Raw genomic sequence first — 16,286 nt, 5'->3', positions numbered from 1 at the left:
AAGTCATTTACAAACAAATTTTAAACTATTTTTGATAACCTGTATTTGCATTTAAAATCTTCAAAACTTCATCATGACAAGCTTTATTACTAATAATAAAAGGCCCTGCTTTTGCAAAATCTAAATCAGTATTGTCTAATGTTGTCATTTTCAATCCTAGTTCTTTTGCAAATAAAAACTGTGCAGCAATATCCCAAGGTTTAGGATTTGTATTCACATGCGCGCCAAATTGACCTAAAAATACACGTGTTGAATCTAAGCCACATGAGCCAATAAAGCGATAGCCAAACGAAGCACTATTTAATTCATGAATCGTGGCATCATTCATCACTAAGGTGTTAAATGAAATAATCGCATCTTCTAATTTTAAGTCTTCTGGTTGGGATAACGGCTGATTATTAATATAAGCACCTTGCCCTTTAATTGCTTTATAAAGTTTTCTATGTGGGTAATCATAAATATATGATAACGTTGGTTCTCCATCTATGAAATACCCTAATATAATACAATAATCCTCTTGCTGCTTCACTAAATTTGTCGTGCCATCAATCGGATCCATAACCCAGACATGGCCTTGGTAAGCATTGACTTCTTCATTTGACTTTTCTTCAGCAAAAAGTTGATGCTCCGGAAAATGTTCATGCAAAAAATCTTCGAAATTTTGTTGGATTGATTTATCTACATTAGTTACAAGGTCAAATCGATTACGCTTTGTTGTGGTAACCATGTCTTCTATTAATTGCGGAATAATATCATCTAAGGTTGTTAACCAATGTCTCACTAAATCATCTATATTCGTTAATGCTTCTTTATTCATTTGAAACCTCCTCTTTAAACTACGCTCTATTTTTTATTATATTCATTTAATATGTATAATTTGTTTTATTTTATCATATAAACTTTATTATCGTAACAAACCTTCAGAACAAATCTTCAATCACCTAAATAAAGCCAACTAGCTATGCTAGTCGGCTAAATAGAAAGGAAAGTAAGTAATAAATATTGAAGATGTTTGCTTAGTAACTCGTACGAAAAAGATGTTAACAAAACTATATGTAATAGCTACCCCTTTGCCATCTTTTCGCTACCCCCTTGTTACTAAATATTATACTAACATAAAGGTTCAGAAAATGTAAGCGTTTTCTAAATTTTTTTGGAAAAACTTTATAAATGTCGTCATTGTCACTTTTGTGATATAATGAATGTAATATGTAATCATTTGGGAGGTGACTTTCTAATGAATAAACGCGAAAGACAAAATAAACTGGTACAAGCAATACAGAACAATAAACAAATTACTGCTACTGAACTTGCAGCAAACTTAAATGTTTCGAAACGTACAATTTTAAGAGATATTCAAGATTTAGAAGATCAAGGTGTGAAAATTTTAGCAAAACACGGAAAATTAGGCGGTTATCAACTTCAAGAAACACCGAATAGTTATGAACTTGAATTAACTGAAAATCAGCTTACTGCTTTATTCTTGATTTTGAATGAAAGTCAATCTTACACAACGCTTCCTTACAAAGAAGAGATTAATGCTATCATTAAAAAGTGCTTAAATCTACCTTACACAAAGATGAGACGTGCACTTAAAAAGCTCGATCGCTATATTAAATTCGATCAGCAAACGCACACCGATTTACCACCTATTTTTTCAGAAGTTTTAATCTATTGTACAGAACGAAATGTGATGGCAATGGAATATAACACTAATGGCAATGTCGCTACTGAAAATGTGATATTTATTGGCTTATTATGCACAGATGGATTATGGAAAGCCGTCGTCTTTGAAATTGGTCTCGGTAAAACAAATGAAATACCTATTGTTGATATTCATGATATCTCTTACTCTTTTGAGAAAACGATTAAAACACAAGATATAACCATTAATAATTATCAACAATTTTTAAATCCCACTGAGTCCTAAACAACTCACTGGGATTTTTTTAAATCAAAAACTTATGTATATAAGGTAATTATAGTAAAGATAAATGAAATCAAATTATTCAACATATGAAGACTTACACTAGCAATAAGTTTACGACCTGATTTCAAATAAACATATACCATTGCAATAGCTAATATTAAATAACTCCCTATTTCAAACGGTGACTCTGCGCCAACCACATGCATCAATGAAAAAAGAATGGTTGATACAATACCCATAGCGATGAAATTAAATTTCTTACCTAATTCACCTATTAATAAATGTCTAAAGCATATTTCCTCAACTAATGGGGCACCAATAACTATTAATAAAAATGTAACTGGCAAAAATGCAGGCTTATCAAATAGCCCCATTAATTCTAACTCATTTTGTGTTTCACTAAACCCAATTCCATCCGGTAAGTATTGCATGATTGTATTATATATAGTGCTACAAACCATCATCGTTACTGTCACTATAATAAGAAATAAGTAATGATTTTTTACAAAGTTTATATTTTTGCGCAAATGATATTTAAAATCATTCATATGTAAAAAATAAAAGCTACACGCTGTCACTAAATAGGCAAGTAATTGCGCAATTACACTTATCTTTAATGCAATTTTTTCAGATAAATTGTCTATATACAAGAAACCAATCACTATACCAAGCAGTGAAAAAACGATCATACTTGCAATTAAAATGGCAAGCAATGAAAAATCTTTCCACACAATATCTTTAAAACGGTATTTCCTTCTTTCCAATTTTAATAGGCTCCCTTCAATTTCTAATCATTTTATATTGCTTATAATATCATCATTCATTATTTAATAAAAATGAGTTCATTACTTTAATATAAATAATTTTAGAAAGGATGTCTTTCATGTATAACTTAGAATATCATCAATTAGAAGAACGTATTCATAACTTACTTAATTTAATTGAAGTTTATAAATTTGCAATCGTAACTCAAAACCGAAAAAAAGCACAACATAAAATTGATATTGAACATTTTATTAGCCAAGAACTCTCCTCATTTTCAGATGTTTCAATGCAACGATTTTCACTCCCACACTATAATTACTACCAATTTCTTGTAAAACATAGCAATCATCCAATAGAAGAATTAACAATCGGCAACACAATTAAATACATTGAAGCCATCCAACGTCACCTATTAGATATACACAAAACGTTGAGCAACTTCTTGTAATAAAATTTCAAAAACTATGCCCTTTTCAAATTAAAATTGTAATACTTTTTCATGTATTGTAAAATGAAATCGATTACAGCAATATAGGAGTGATAACAATGCATGGCTTTTCTATTTACTTAGGACAACCCATTGATAAATCGTATATTACACGAATGATCTCTTTGGGATACACTACGATTTTCACATCTGTCCAAATTCCTGAGGAGGAGGATAAAACAAAATATCGCTATTTGGGAGAACTATTAGATTATTTATCAAACAATCATCTGACGTATATGATTGATATCAATCCTTCATTGCTGGATCACTCTTTTTATGAGTTTCTGCAAGCATATCAACATGCGCAGTTTATAATTCGTATTGACCACAGCACTTCTATTGAAGTCATTAATGATATCATCAATCATGGTTTTCAATGTTGCTTGAACGCAAGTATACTTTCCGAATCAATGCTACGACAACTGTATGAACAACTAGATGATTTTTCCTATTTATGTTATTGCCATAACTATTATCCACGCCCTGACACTGGTTTAGATGATCAATTTGTAAATAAGCAAAACATATTAATTCTTAAGTATAATCCAAACGCGACTATTTTTGGATTTATCGCAGGAACAACCGCTCGAGGCCCTCTTTTTAAAGGGTTACCTACAATTGAATCAACCCGAGATAAACACCCTGTAGAAAGTGCGCAACTACTATTAAATAATGCGACGACGCAAATTTTAATCGGTGACTCTAAACTAGATGAGACAACGGCGCAGCAATTAATCAGTATATTATGTCATAGACACTTTACTTTTACGTTAAATTTATCCGACTTACAAGCAACATCTATATTACAACAGCAACATACGGTCAGGCCTGATGCCCCTAATCTTGTTGTTAGGTCCCAAGAAGCACGTCATTATTGTACATTTGACATTAAACCTAACCAAACCATACACCGAAGAACTGGCAGCGTTACGTTAGATAATAAATTGAATCATCGCTACCAAGGTGAATTACAAATTATACGCACTGATTTACCTGCCCATCAGCATGTCAATGTTGTTGGTGAAATCATTGCATCAGAACATGCATTAATTCATTGCATGCAACCAAACGATACTTTTAACTTTATTCTTAAAACAAGGGAGCAAAATTGATGAGCGATTTAACAACCGAATCTAGAAATGACGCCACAATGCATTTAGATGAAATGACAATAAAAGAAATACTTGAAACAATGAATGACGAAGATCAAAAAGTGCCTCAAGAAATCAGAAAAAGTATTCCTAATTTAACTAAAGTTATTGAAATTACGACCCAGCAATTCAGAGCTGGCGGACGCATTATTTATATGGGTGCGGGCACTAGTGGCAGATTAGGTGTACTTGATGCTGCTGAATGTGTGCCAACTTTCAATACTTCTTCAGATGAAGTGATTGGGTTAATTGCAGGAGGACAAAAAGCAATGACTATGGCGGTCGAAGGCGCAGAAGATAGTGCGCCTTTAGCAGCAGAAGATTTACAACATATACATCTGAACGAGAAGGATGTCGTAATTGGTATAGCAGCAAGTGGGCATACGCCATACGTCATAGGCGGTTTACAATACGCGAATGACGTAGGCGCACACACTATTTCAATTGCTTGTAATACTGATGCAAAAATAAGTAAAGTAGCAAACAATTCAATTGAAGTGAATGTAGGCCCTGAAATATTAACTGGTTCTACGAGATTAAAATCAGGTACAGCACAAAAACTAATACTCAATATGATTTCCACTGTGACAATGGTCGGTGTAGGTAAAGTTTATGATAATCTTATGGTAGACGTAAAAGCTACAAATCAAAAACTAATCGACCGTTCTATTCGTATTATTCAAGATATCTGTGACATTTCACAACAACAGTCCCAACAATTGTATAAATCAGCAGATCAAAATCTAAAAATTGCTATTGTCATGCATATGTGTGACATCTCTAAAGTGGAAGCAACTAAGCGTTTAGAAGATAATAATCATATCATTAAACAAGCGATTAAAAATTAAACACTGATATATAGGAGGTTTGTCTGATGTCTAAAGAGCAAACACTTGCGGAAAATATCGTCGATTCAGTCGGTGGCCTAGACAATATGGATAATGTCATAAACTGTATGACGCGCGTTAGAATTAAAGTGATTGATGAAAATAAAATCGATTATGATAAATTAAAAGCTACTGAAGGCGTTATAGGTGTTGTGAAAGATGACCGTGTCCAAATCGTAGTTGGCCCCGGCACTGTTAATAAAGTAGCGTCACATATATCTGAAATAAGCGGTGTTCGTTTAGGTGAAACGATCCCCCACCACTCAAGAAATTATAAAGCTGAGACTGAAGCAAGGGCTAAAGAAAATAAAGAAGCTTTTCAAAGTAAGCAAAAACGAGGTAAATTCAATAAATTATTAAAGACAATTGCTAATATTTTTATACCTTTAATACCTGCGTTTATTGGTGCAGGATTAATTGGCGGTATTGGCGCAGTATTGAGTAACTTATTAGCAGCTAATGTTATATCTGGAGAATGGATAACACAACTTGTCACTGTCTTTAATGTAATTAAAGATGGTATGTTAGCTTATTTAGCAATATTTACTGGTATTAATGCGGCAAAAGAGTTTGGTGCGACACCAGGTTTAGGTGGTGTCATTGGAGGAACAACATTATTAACTGGTTTAACTGACGAGAATATGATTGTTAACATTTTCACTGGTGATCCTTTACAAGCAGGGCAAGGTGGGATTATCGGCGTCATCTTTGCTGTTTGGTTATTAAGTTTAGTTGAAAAGAGATTACATAAAATTGTGCCGAATGCAATCGATATTATTGTCACACCTACAATCACACTGTTTGTAATAGGTTTATTAACTATATTTATTATTATGCCTTTAGCAGGTTTCGTATCTGATGGTTTAGTATCTGTTGTCAATGGCGTTATAGATATCGGTGGTATCTTTAGCGGCTTTGTAATCGGTGCTTTCTTCCTACCATTAGTTATGTTAGGATTACATCATATATTTACCCCTATTCATATTGAGATGATTAATCAATCTGGTGCTACTTATTTACTACCTATTGCCGCGATGGCTGGCGCAGGACAAGTGGGCGCCGCATTAGCACTTTGGGTAAGATGCAAGAAAAATACTACACTAAGAAATGCGATTAAAGGTGCGCTTCCTGTAGGTTTCCTAGGCATTGGTGAACCTTTGATTTATGGGGTCACATTACCGCTTGGAAGACCATTCTTTACCGCGTGCATTGGTGGCGGCATCGGAGGAGCAGTAATTGGCGGCATCGGACATATTGGTGCCACTGCTATCGGGCCAAGTGGTATTTCGTTATTACCTTTGATTTCAGATCATATGTATTTAGGTTATATTGCTGGATTAATCGCTGCTTATATCGGTGGTTTCCTCTTCACCTTCTTCTTAGGTACAACAAAATCAATGAGAGAATCTGATAACTTAGGTGGTTAAACTATGACCAACGTACTTTATAAAATTGATAATATGTATGGAACTTTTACAAAAAGTGAAAAGAAAATTGCTGATTTTATTTTAAATGCACCACATCGTATTATAAACATGTCTGTTCAAGATCTTTCAAATGAAATCAATACAAGTACAGCTTCGATTGTGCGTTTTAGTAAAAAAATTACTGAAAAAGGGTTTCAAGAACTTAAAATAACAATTTCACGTTATTTGCCTGAAGATGCAATCAATAATAATTCGATGGAACTAATAGATCATGAATCTGTGGATGTTATTAAATCAAAAATGCTTGCAAGAGCCACAGATACGATGAGTTATGTTGCATCCCAAATTGAGCAGCACAACATAGACAATATATGTGATGCATTAAAACAGGCGCGTACGATATTCTTATTTGGATATGGTGCATCACTCGTAATCGTTACAGATTTATATCAAAAATTGTCTCGAATCGGACTAAATGTAAGGTTAATTCAAGAAACACATTTATTGATGACTACAATGGCTACACACGATGAACAAGATTGTGTTATTTTCGTAACGAATCAGGGTACTCACAGTGAAATGCAATCAATGGCCAAAGTCGCCACAGATTACAACATTCCCATTATTACCATATCAAGTTCTACTGATAACCCTGTGGCCAAAATTTCGGATTATATTTTAACTTATGGTCAAACAGATGAAAATGAACTTCGTATGGCTGCAACAACATCTTTATTTGCACAATTATTTACAGTAGATATCCTTTATTATCGATTTATTGCGTTAAATTATCAACGTTCTTTAGATTCCATTACACAATCTAAAATGGCACTTGATAATTATCGTAAGCATTTATCTAAAATTCAATTTAAGCATTGATGCATCACTTTTTAATCTATAATATTTCAAACAAAAAATGAGAGCAGGGCAGAAATCACAGTTTTCAAAAATGATTTCGTTGTCCCGCTCTAGCAAAGAAGATTATCAAAACAGTTAGGTTAAGCGAATTACATAAGCATGCGTTCATGTATAAGTGTTACTTTAGAAGCCGCACTTTATCCGCTACGCCTATATAATATAAGAGCTCGAGACATTATTGATGTCTCGGGCTCGTTTTTATGCGAATCTTTTATCCTTATATTTCAAAACGCTTTTGAAAGTTTATTAAAAATAATCAATGTTAATAATGTATTACACCGCTACTTCACATCGCTTTGAAAGATATCAAAAATATTTTTGGCATTATCTGTATTATCTATGTTACCTTTAAATTTCTCACTGCCAGGACCATAAGCATACGTATTTACATCCTCTCCAGTATGACCTGTAGTTGTCCATCCTGTATGTGATTTATCATTAATAGGTTTTTGTACTGCATCTTGAACTTTTTGCAATTGTGCTTCATATTTATCTTTGTCTTTTTTAAAGTCTTTCAGTTTCTTAGCTTCTTCTTTTATATCATCCATTTGATTTTTTGAAATCGCGAAACCATAGCCTTTGTTAATCACTTTTTCGACGTTTTTACCTTTTTCAATTTCTTCAGTCATGTATTTACCAGAATGCTTCATTTTATGTATTGAATCTGGATTCCATACATAATCTTCGCCTTTAGCAATAGACAGTCCACCTGTCGAATGATCTGCTGTCGCTACAACCAGTGTATCTGGATTATGCTTTGCGTAGTTCGTTGCATATTCAAATGCTTTTTCAAATCCTTCCATTTCCGACATCACACCTGTTATATCATTTGGATGGCCTGCTTTATCGATAGAAGCCCCTTCAACCATTAAGAAAAAGCCTTTATCATTTCCTTTTAATTTACTTATAGCATTATCTGTCATATCTACTAATGTAGGGTTTTTATCTGGTGCATCAATTTGCAAAGGCATATTATTATCTGCAAATAACCCTAAAATTTGCTTACTTTTTGAATTTTGCATTTCATTTTTATTAGTAACTACATCATATCCATCTTTTTTAAATTTATTTTTTAAGTTATCATTATCTTTACCAAAATACGCCGCGCCTCCGCCAAGTAATACATCAACTTTGTGTTCTCCATTAATTTTATCATTATAAAATTGTTTGGCGATTTCGTTCTTTTTATCTCGGCTATCTACATGTGAAGCATAAGCAGCTGGTGTAGCATCTGTGATTTCAGCTGTAGAAACTAAGCCAGTCGATTTTCCATTTTCTTTCGCTTGTTCTAAAACAGTTTTGACTTTATTTTTATCAGCATCTACGCCAATGGCCCCATTATAAGTTTTATGTCCAGAACTAAATGCAGTTGCGCCTGCAGCTGAATCTGTAACATTTTCTTTCGAATCATTTGGATTTGTACGTTGACTCCCTACGTGGTATTTATCAAACGCAGTTTGCTCCATTTCTTTCGTTTCTGGATTATCTGCAAAATAGCGATAAGCCGCATTATATGAAGGTCCCATACCATCACCGACTAAAAAGATGACATTTTTAGGGTTTTCTGTATTACCCGTATACACGACATCTGACGTTTTTTGAGCATCTTCTGATGTGCTTTTTTGGCCAGATGCATAAGTTGTTTGTACACTACCCAATGATCCGCCTGCAATCATTACACTTGCTACAGTTGCAGTAGCTAACTTATTTAATAATTTCATAAATGATTAACTCCTTCTGATATGTATTATGACCCTGCAAGTTAAGTGTAAATCAAGTGTTTTGAGTGAATGTATCGATTAGATTAATTTTTTGTAAATAAATTATTCATGATTTACAATTTTATATCCTGCTTTAAATCACTCTTTTTAGATAGCACATAACATGGACAAATAAAAAGGTTAGGATAGAAATCTAAATTTTAAAGGTATGCATTATTCTGTATGACCTTCACTGCCTAAATAACATTTAAGGCCGAGACATTATTTTGCCTCGACCTCATTATTTGTAGCTGCCATGTAATAACTTGAAAAACAGCTGAAAATGTTATTATAGTATGCAATTATCTTATTGCTTAAAGTTGCTTATCGTCACTTAATTTATGGTAGCCTTTCATATAGTAAAATAGTGTCATAAATCCTAAAAATACGATACCAATAATAACTGAAACTACTGTTTCTTTATTAAATAACATGCCGATGAGCACCATGATAAAGAAAGCCATCGTAATATAATTCGTTACTGCTCCACCAGGCATTTTAAACGGATGATCCTTTATCTCTTCAGGATGATTTTTTCTAAATCTTAAGTGACTGATTAAAATCATAAACCATGGCACCATACCTGGCAAAATAGATGCACTATATACATAAACAAAGATGCTGTCTGCACCTTTAATAAATAATGGTAAAATGACGTTTAATAATGCACCAATTAATATGCCAACTGCAATTGCAGTTACTGTCCAAACTGGAACACCATTTTTCATAACTTTACTAAAGCTTTTAGGTAGCATACCTCTTTGAGATAAGTTCAATGTCATACGACTAGCACTAAATATACCAGAATTACATCCTGACATTGCTGCAGTTAGTACGACAAAGTTAATAAGTCCTGCAGCAAATGTAATACCTACTTTTGCAAATGTCGCAACAAATGGACTTCCAATATTTCCTAATTCGTTCCAAGGGTATACAGTTACAATTACAAAGATAGCACCTATATAAAAAATTAATATACGCCAAATGACACCGTTAACCGCACTTTTAATATTCTTTTGTGGGTCTTTGGTTTCTCCTGCTGTAATACCAATTAATTCAACACCTTGATACGAACCAATTACAATTGAAAGGGCAAAGAAGAAACCAATCCAACCGTTAGGCATAAATCCACCATGAGCCCATAAGTTAGAAAGCCCAATAGCTTCTCCACCATTACCAATTCCAAAGAAAATCAATCCAAAACCAGCGATAATCATTAAGATAATTGTTACTACTTTAATCATGGCAAACCAAAATTCAAATTCTCCAAATGCTTTGACTGATACCATATTAGCTCCCGCTAATAAAAGTACTACAATAATACCTGGGATCCATTGAGGCAAATCAGGGAACCAATAATTCATATATTCTCCGACAGCAATTACCTCACTCATACCTACTACAACCCACTGGAAAATATTACTCCATGCTGTTAAATAGCCTGTAACTGGGTTTATGTAATCACTTGCAAAATTTGCGAAAGAACCAGAAGTTGGATGTAAATATACCATTTCTCCCATAGCTCTCATTACTAAAAATAAAAATAAGCCCGCAATTAAATATGCAAATATAACTGAAGGCCCAGTCCATTTAATCGTACTGGTCGCTCCCATAAAAAGACCTACACCAATCGTACCGCCAAGTGCAATCATTCTCATTTGACGTGCACCTAGTCCCCTTTGTAATTCATTAGTCTCATTCATCATTCAAACCCCATCTCATTCAAATATAAGTGAAAACAAATCACTTATTATGTCGCTATTATACTATAAATTCAAAAAATTTAAATAATTATTTTTGTTAATGTAAGCCCTTACATCAACGCTATCATTATAGTTTATTTAATAGTAAAAAGCAATGTCATTTTTGCTTCGATTTATACATCTGGGACCTTATACTTAATTTTCGCCCTAACGCATCTTATAGTCAGTATATCACTGGTATAAAAAGTAGAAAGTGATACTTAGGTACAGCCACAAGTTCATATAATCTGCTTAACCTTAGTAACACTTATGCATGCGGCAAGCTTAAGTCATTCGTTTAAATGAATATCTCTTTGGTAGTGTGATTTACCTATATAAGGAGACTAAATCTCTTTTAGAAAAAGATGATTTTTGTCTCACTCCTCTATATCCTGTTATATAAAACCAAAAATAATTTGTGATTTATTTCACAAATGCGTTATATCATAGTATACTATCTTTAATTAACGGAAAGTGAGGTTAAGGTTTTGAACGAGAAAAATATTAAATGGGATAAAGTTTTTTATGGTAAAGCATGGGTGCATCATGTGGTAGAAACAATTCGAGCCAAAGATATTTTACAAAGCTTTTATTTAAAACGATACTTATTGCGTGCGATTATGGCAGGGTTTATCTTAGGTGTCATCACAGTGTTTGTATTACTTATTAAAGCTGCCTTAACACCTAGTGTTTCTGTGGGTTTAACTAATTTAATAGCTGCTATTGCATTTAGCTTTGCATTAGTGCTCATACTTTTCACAAATTCTGAACTTTTAACTAGTAATTTTATGTATTTTACAGTCGGTCTCTATTATCGCGTTATCACCCCTATGCGTGTCTTGAAAATATTTATAATGTGCTTTATTGGCAATGCTTTAGGCGGATTTATATTCTTTTTATTAATTCGAGCTTCAGATGTTATGACACCTGCAATGATGCAACAGCTAGAAAGTACGATTGATCATAAGACATTATCCGCAGGTTTTATAGCAATTATGATTAAAGGTATTTTTGCTAATTTTTTTATTAATATTTCATTGGTCATCGCTATGCAAATTGATGATGTTTTAGCAAAAATGTTTGTCATGATGTTTGGTGTCTCCATTTTTGCATTTATGGGTTATGAACACGTCGTATATAATACAGTACTTTTTGCCGGTGGGATAGTTTATCAAAGTGACATTTTCTCAATTATTCCAGCTGCCATTAACCTGATTGGCGCTGGTATTGGTAATTACATAGGCGGCGGCTTAGTGATTGGTTTATTCTACGCTTATTTAAATGACCACCATCAATATCATGGAGATAAAAAGCATGCCAAATATTGAATATTATTTTGATTACATTGGTATAATTTACAATAGATGAAATTATAGTTACCTTACTTTATATGGTATAATGCTCAATAGATTTTATTAAAAAGGAGTTCAATATGAATAAACATCTATTGAAGCGAACAATCACAGTTGCAATTATCTTTGGTGTGTTGTTTTTCTTAATTAATTATTTTAGTAGTAATGATGCTTCTGCAGGCCCATTAATTTTAAGAAGTCTGCTTACCATAGTCGTATTTGGTATCTTGTATTATTTTATTTTTGCCATTGTGAACTCACCAGAACGAAAATATAAATTTGGAATCACGCTTCCTATCTCATTACTAATTGCAATTATTATTAGCGCCATGTTTTCTGCACTTAAAATAGGCATTATAGTTGGACTCATCATCGGTATAATAGCTGGTTATATTTGGGAATTTGCAGAAAAAAATAAAAATGGTGGTGATCAGTCATGAGTATTTTTATAGGTATTGTTGTTGTTGTTTTATTAATTGTAAGTCTAATCCCTAATTTAAAAGCTGTTAAAAAATCGAAAGCTACAGGCGAAAAGAATCCACGTTTTGCAATTATGGTAGGTATTGACGCTATTCTGCTTGTTTTAGTTGTTGTAACGCTTATATTTCAATTCTTAAAATAATACTTACCTTTAGGGAACACGATCGTTTCCTCTATTCATAGTTTATAATAAACCCCTGATCTGAACATTTTTTCATCCAAGTGTTCAAATCAGGGGTTTTAATTTATTAAAATTGATCTTGTAATACTAAATAATATAATACGAACGCGCCCAGTAAATAAATGAAGCTTCCAACCATAAACGATTTAAATTGAATTTTCAAAGGCACTTTTTTATTAAAAATAGGACCAAGCACTAAATTGCCAATAGCTAGAACAATAGGACCGCCTAAGAAAAATAAAATTAAATAACCATTCATATTTCATTAGCCTCTACTTTTTTCAAAATAGTTTTCGATAATTTCTGTGCCGGTTAAATCTTTACCAACATATGAAACGTGGCTAAAATCTTGTTGTTCTGTCATTTCGTTTGTATTCACAATCACATCTAATCCTGCATTTACAGCTGCAGTAGCACCATTGACTGAATCTTCTATTGCTAGGCAATTAACCGGATTATAATTTAATCTTTGAACCGCTGTTAAGTATAAATCAGGACTCGGTTTGATTTCTTCTACGTCCTCACGTCCAACTACTACATCGATATACGTATCTAATCCCAATCGGTCAAATGTCGGTTGAATATCATTTCTAAAACTACTTGTAGCAATAGCCATAGGAATATGACGCTTTTTACAGTATTCCATTAGTTGCTTAATATGCTTAACCATAGGTAAATTTGCACTTGTTTCATTATGTTCTTTATATATGGCTTCTTTGCGTGCTTTGCCAAGTTGTGCTTCTAAATGCTGGTGCAATGCTGAAGCAAGCCCACCAATTGATTGTCGATAAAAATCAAATGTCACTTCCTGTAAACCATAATAGTTTAAATGTTTATTTATAATCTCGAATAAATGTTTTTCTGTGTCTACCACTGTGCCGTCAAAATCAAATACAACCGCTCTATACATACATTTTCCTCCCAAAATATATAAGTTCATATTATTGTAAGTGTATCATATTTACTACTGTGTAAGGTCACGTTTTATATTATTGAAATCAAAAAAGAGAGTGAGACAGAAATCATTTTATAAAATGATTTCGTTATCCCACCCTGACAATGATAACTAAAAAAGAGGCCCACAGCTAAAGCGCCAGTATTAATCACTAATAGAATCAAGTAGATGAACGTGAGCTAAAACACATGCACAAACGTTGTTAATTATCATTCTAGCCATCTACTATCAATATCACATCCAGGGTTGAAACATGATTGACGTGCTAGAGTCACACTAAAATATGCAAAACGATAATTCAAAAATCATAACTTTAAGTTTGTCATCATTTCAAACATCCCATGCCGATTTCAAACCGTAAATGTAATATTGATTTATTTTAAATGATTACCTCTTTTTATAATACATATATTACAATTACTTATGTCAACATTGTGTTCACCTTTTATTCCAATATTTTGCAAGTATTGGACCTGTAATATTATGTATTAAGCTAAATACGGCCCCTGGCACCGCAGATAATGGGCTAAAATGTACCGTTGCAAGAGAAACCGCAAGACCAGAATTTTGCATACCTACTTCTATCGATACAGCTTTTTTATCTGGACGATCTAATTTCATAATTTTTGCCAATGTATAACCAAGCGTATAACCAACGATATTATGCAAGATAACAACAGCAAATATAAGCAAACCAGTTTCTAATATTTGCGTTTTACTCCCGCCAACCACTGATGCGAGTATTAATGAAATAGCTACCACTGATACAATTGGTAAAGCTGTCGCAGTTTTATCCGCGAATTTTTTAAATATTTTTTGAAGTATAAAGCCAATAATAATAGGTATTAAAATAACTTGAACAACTGACCAAAACATACTTAAAAATGAAACCTGTAGCCATTCATGCGCAAATAAATATATTAAAGCTGGCGTCAAAAATGGCGCTAACAATGTAGAAACACTCGTGATAGCCACTGATAGAGCAACATTCGCATTTGCCAAATAACTCATCACATTACTAGATGTTCCACCAGGACAACATCCGACTAAAATGACACCTATAGCTACTTCTGGTGGCAAATGAAATAATTTAGCAATTAAAAATGCAGTTAAAGGCATAATTGTATATTGAAGTACAACGCCTATAATCACTGAACGTGGTGCTTGGAATACGATTTTGAAATCTTTAGGGTCTATCGTTAACCCCATGCCTAACATTACAATTCCTAATAAATAAGGTACCCAACTACTTAAAGTAGCAAGTTGCATTGGGAATATAAACCCAATAATCGCTGCAATGAGCATCCATACCAAGAATGTGTTCGTTGCAAACTTACTCACTTTTGATAACATCTAGAAACACTTCCCTTTATGTATTAATAAAGAAAAATGTACCATACTTTAAAATCCTAAACAACAGAATTTTCAAAATATTCGCAATCTGATTATATAAAAATATAAAGAAAATGAACACTTCGTTCTAAAGACCTAGTGTCTTCTTCGAAAAAGAGTGGTACAATTTAATAGAATTTAAAACATGTATAATTTTTAAGGACAATAATATATTAGGTTTAATATGCACTTGTCACTTTACATAGATACGGAGGTATAATATGTTTTTAGATAAAACTGAAACGTTTGTGTTGAACATCAGTGGTTTGAATAAACGTGCCATTCGCAAAAATTTAATTAGACTTTGCAAGCAAATTCACTTTTGTGAATCATTTAAGTTTGCTATTTTCAAAAAAAATAATTTGTTTGCTTTAGAAGTTAATTTATCAAAGCAACAATTACCTTATTTAGTAAGTTTTCTCAGTTTCCATAATTATTTAATCTATCAAATACTAGAAAGTAACCACTCACATGAACTCATCGATCTAGATCATTTGTTATTATCATCTAAACGTTTCGAACTTGCTGTTGACGGCCTTCATGACGCATTCATTAAAGATAAAGTTATCGATATCATGAATTTAATCAATCAAAAAGAAACTATCGTTTATACCTTCAATCGTAATACCATCAATGTTTCTTGTTCACCTACCGTTTTCGCTAAATTAATCCATGCTATCGCTACACACAATATTGACATCTATAGTGCAACATACCAACCGCGGTTGATGCATAAAACTAGAATTTCTTAGAAGTAATTTAAACTTAATAATATAATATGCTAAACTACGACAGAAATCATACTCAAAGTAATTTATAAAGAGGCAAGATAGAAATGGCACTGAACCCTTAAAAT

General features: G+C 32.9%; 17 protein-coding genes. 10 read left to right on the top strand and 7 right to left on the bottom strand.

Features of this window, described 5'->3' with window-relative positions:
- Window positions 1-25 precede the first annotated feature (25 nt).
- Window positions 26-817 (bottom strand): inositol monophosphatase family protein, encoded by a 792-nt coding sequence (locus tag KA900_RS11955; RefSeq protein WP_103372791.1) that lies wholly within the window; start codon window positions 815-817, stop codon window positions 26-28.
- A gap of 420 nt (window positions 818-1,237) precedes the next feature.
- Here KA900_RS11955 and KA900_RS11950 point away from each other — a divergent pair, with 420 nt between their 5' ends.
- Window positions 1,238-1,930: a helix-turn-helix transcriptional regulator gene (locus KA900_RS11950; protein WP_103372790.1), complete on the top strand. Its 693-nt coding sequence runs from the start codon at window positions 1,238-1,240 to the stop codon at window positions 1,928-1,930.
- A gap of 32 nt (window positions 1,931-1,962) precedes the next feature.
- Here the strand turns inward: KA900_RS11950 and KA900_RS11945 are convergent, their stop codons facing one another.
- The gene (locus KA900_RS11945) at window positions 1,963-2,694 is read right to left on the bottom strand and encodes a CPBP family intramembrane glutamic endopeptidase (protein WP_096808618.1); all 732 of its coding nucleotides are present in this window, start codon (window positions 2,692-2,694) and stop codon (window positions 1,963-1,965) included.
- A 119-nt stretch (window positions 2,695-2,813) separates the two neighbouring features.
- Between KA900_RS11945 and KA900_RS11940 the strand changes: the two genes are divergently transcribed.
- The 5 genes from KA900_RS11940 to KA900_RS11920 all read left to right on the top strand — a co-directional run bounded on the left by KA900_RS11940 (window position 2,814) and on the right by KA900_RS11920 (window position 7,529).
- The gene (locus KA900_RS11940) at window positions 2,814-3,143 is read left to right on the top strand and encodes a hypothetical protein (protein WP_096808617.1); all 330 of its coding nucleotides are present in this window, start codon (window positions 2,814-2,816) and stop codon (window positions 3,141-3,143) included.
- Between the two features lie 98 nt (window positions 3,144-3,241).
- On the top strand, window positions 3,242-4,297 hold the full coding sequence (locus KA900_RS11935) for a MupG family TIM beta-alpha barrel fold protein (RefSeq protein WP_103372789.1): 1,056 nt from the start codon (window positions 3,242-3,244) through the stop codon (window positions 4,295-4,297).
- Window positions 4,297-5,184 carry an N-acetylmuramic acid 6-phosphate etherase gene (murQ, locus tag KA900_RS11930; protein WP_103372788.1) on the top strand — a complete coding sequence of 296 codons (888 nt, stop codon included), beginning with the start codon at window positions 4,297-4,299 and terminating at the stop codon, window positions 5,182-5,184. Before KA900_RS11935 ends, murQ begins: the two co-directional genes overlap by 1 nt.
- Window positions 5,185-5,210: 26 nt before the next feature.
- The gene (locus KA900_RS11925) at window positions 5,211-6,650 is read left to right on the top strand and encodes a PTS transporter subunit EIIC (RefSeq protein WP_210139688.1); all 1,440 of its coding nucleotides are present in this window, start codon (window positions 5,211-5,213) and stop codon (window positions 6,648-6,650) included.
- A 3-nt stretch (window positions 6,651-6,653) separates the two neighbouring features.
- The gene (locus KA900_RS11920; RefSeq protein WP_096808613.1) at window positions 6,654-7,529 is read left to right on the top strand and encodes a MurR/RpiR family transcriptional regulator; all 876 of its coding nucleotides are present in this window, start codon (window positions 6,654-6,656) and stop codon (window positions 7,527-7,529) included.
- Between the two features lie 320 nt (window positions 7,530-7,849).
- Here KA900_RS11920 and KA900_RS11915 read toward each other — a convergent pair whose 3' ends face one another.
- Both KA900_RS11915 and KA900_RS11910 read right to left on the bottom strand, forming a co-directional pair.
- Window positions 7,850-9,289 carry an alkaline phosphatase gene (locus KA900_RS11915; protein WP_103372787.1) on the bottom strand — a complete coding sequence of 480 codons (1,440 nt, stop codon included), beginning with the start codon at window positions 9,287-9,289 and terminating at the stop codon, window positions 7,850-7,852.
- Window positions 9,290-9,642: 353 nt separating this feature from the next.
- Window positions 9,643-11,031, bottom strand: coding sequence for an amino acid permease (locus KA900_RS11910; protein WP_096808611.1), 1,389 nt, complete (start codon window positions 11,029-11,031; stop codon window positions 9,643-9,645).
- A 527-nt stretch (window positions 11,032-11,558) separates the two neighbouring features.
- Between KA900_RS11910 and KA900_RS11905 the strand changes: the two genes are divergently transcribed.
- From KA900_RS11905 to KA900_RS11895, 3 genes are all read left to right on the top strand, one after another.
- A complete protein-coding gene (locus KA900_RS11905; protein WP_096808610.1) occupies window positions 11,559-12,398 on the top strand; it encodes a formate/nitrite transporter family protein in 840 nt (279 codons plus the stop codon).
- Window positions 12,399-12,502: 104 nt separating this feature from the next.
- Window positions 12,503-12,862 (top strand): hypothetical protein, encoded by a 360-nt coding sequence (locus tag KA900_RS11900; RefSeq protein WP_103372785.1) that lies wholly within the window; start codon window positions 12,503-12,505, stop codon window positions 12,860-12,862.
- A complete protein-coding gene (locus KA900_RS11895; protein WP_096808608.1) occupies window positions 12,859-13,044 on the top strand; it encodes a hypothetical protein in 186 nt (61 codons plus the stop codon). The genes KA900_RS11900 and KA900_RS11895 overlap by 4 nt, the downstream gene beginning before the upstream one ends.
- 106 nt (window positions 13,045-13,150) lie before the next feature.
- On the opposite strand, the gene KA900_RS11890 is transcribed toward KA900_RS11895, so the two are convergent.
- The 3 genes from KA900_RS11890 to KA900_RS11880 all read right to left on the bottom strand — a co-directional run bounded on the left by KA900_RS11890 (window position 13,151) and on the right by KA900_RS11880 (window position 15,391).
- Entirely contained in the window at window positions 13,151-13,342 is a 192-nt protein-coding gene (locus KA900_RS11890; protein WP_096808607.1) for a hypothetical protein, read from the bottom strand.
- A 6-nt stretch (window positions 13,343-13,348) separates the two neighbouring features.
- Complete coding sequence (locus KA900_RS11885) at window positions 13,349-13,993, bottom strand: HAD family hydrolase (protein WP_096808606.1); 645 nt, start codon at window positions 13,991-13,993, stop codon at window positions 13,349-13,351.
- 483 nt (window positions 13,994-14,476) lie between these two features.
- Window positions 14,477-15,391, bottom strand: a complete 915-nt coding sequence (locus KA900_RS11880; protein ID WP_096808605.1) for a bile acid:sodium symporter family protein — start codon at window positions 15,389-15,391, stop codon at window positions 14,477-14,479.
- A 260-nt stretch (window positions 15,392-15,651) separates the two neighbouring features.
- On the opposite strand from KA900_RS11880, the gene KA900_RS11875 reads away from it, so the two are divergent.
- Complete coding sequence (locus tag KA900_RS11875) at window positions 15,652-16,182, top strand: hypothetical protein (protein ID WP_096808604.1); 531 nt, start codon at window positions 15,652-15,654, stop codon at window positions 16,180-16,182.
- Window positions 16,183-16,286: the final 104 nt, after the last annotated feature.

The organism is Staphylococcus sp. GDY8P120P, assembly GCF_017892065.1.
Taxonomy (GTDB): Bacteria; Bacillota; Bacilli; order Staphylococcales; family Staphylococcaceae; genus Staphylococcus; species Staphylococcus nepalensis.
The sequence above is the reverse complement of the archived record's forward strand: the minus strand, read 5'-3'. Positions and strand labels throughout refer to the sequence as shown.

Bases quoted from the DNA above. Each gene is read 5' to 3' on its own strand.
- KA900_RS11910 (WP_096808611.1), bottom strand. From the start codon at position 11,031: ATGAATGAGACTAATGAATTACAAAGGGGACTAGGTGCACGTCAAATG.
- KA900_RS11885 (WP_096808606.1), bottom strand. From the start codon at position 13,993: ATGTATAGAGCGGTTGTATTTGATTTTGACGGCACAGTGGTAGACACA.
- KA900_RS11920 (WP_096808613.1), top strand. From the start codon at position 6,654: ATGACCAACGTACTTTATAAAATTGATAATATGTATGGAACTTTTACA.
- KA900_RS11955 (WP_103372791.1), bottom strand. From the start codon at position 817: ATGAATAAAGAAGCATTAACGAATATAGATGATTTAGTGAGACATTGG.
- KA900_RS11880 (WP_096808605.1), bottom strand. From the start codon at position 15,391: ATGTTATCAAAAGTGAGTAAGTTTGCAACGAACACATTCTTGGTATGG.
- KA900_RS11915 (WP_103372787.1), bottom strand. From the start codon at position 9,289: ATGAAATTATTAAATAAGTTAGCTACTGCAACTGTAGCAAGTGTAATG.
- KA900_RS11895 (WP_096808608.1), top strand. From the start codon at position 12,859: ATGAGTATTTTTATAGGTATTGTTGTTGTTGTTTTATTAATTGTAAGT.
- KA900_RS11890 (WP_096808607.1), bottom strand. From the start codon at position 13,342: ATGAATGGTTATTTAATTTTATTTTTCTTAGGCGGTCCTATTGTTCTA.
- KA900_RS11935 (WP_103372789.1), top strand. From the start codon at position 3,242: ATGCATGGCTTTTCTATTTACTTAGGACAACCCATTGATAAATCGTAT.
- KA900_RS11925 (WP_210139688.1), top strand. From the start codon at position 5,211: ATGTCTAAAGAGCAAACACTTGCGGAAAATATCGTCGATTCAGTCGGT.
- KA900_RS11940 (WP_096808617.1), top strand. From the start codon at position 2,814: ATGTATAACTTAGAATATCATCAATTAGAAGAACGTATTCATAACTTA.
- KA900_RS11900 (WP_103372785.1), top strand. From the start codon at position 12,503: ATGAATAAACATCTATTGAAGCGAACAATCACAGTTGCAATTATCTTT.
- KA900_RS11875 (WP_096808604.1), top strand. From the start codon at position 15,652: ATGTTTTTAGATAAAACTGAAACGTTTGTGTTGAACATCAGTGGTTTG.
- murQ (WP_103372788.1), top strand. From the start codon at position 4,297: ATGAGCGATTTAACAACCGAATCTAGAAATGACGCCACAATGCATTTA.
- KA900_RS11950 (WP_103372790.1), top strand. From the start codon at position 1,238: ATGAATAAACGCGAAAGACAAAATAAACTGGTACAAGCAATACAGAAC.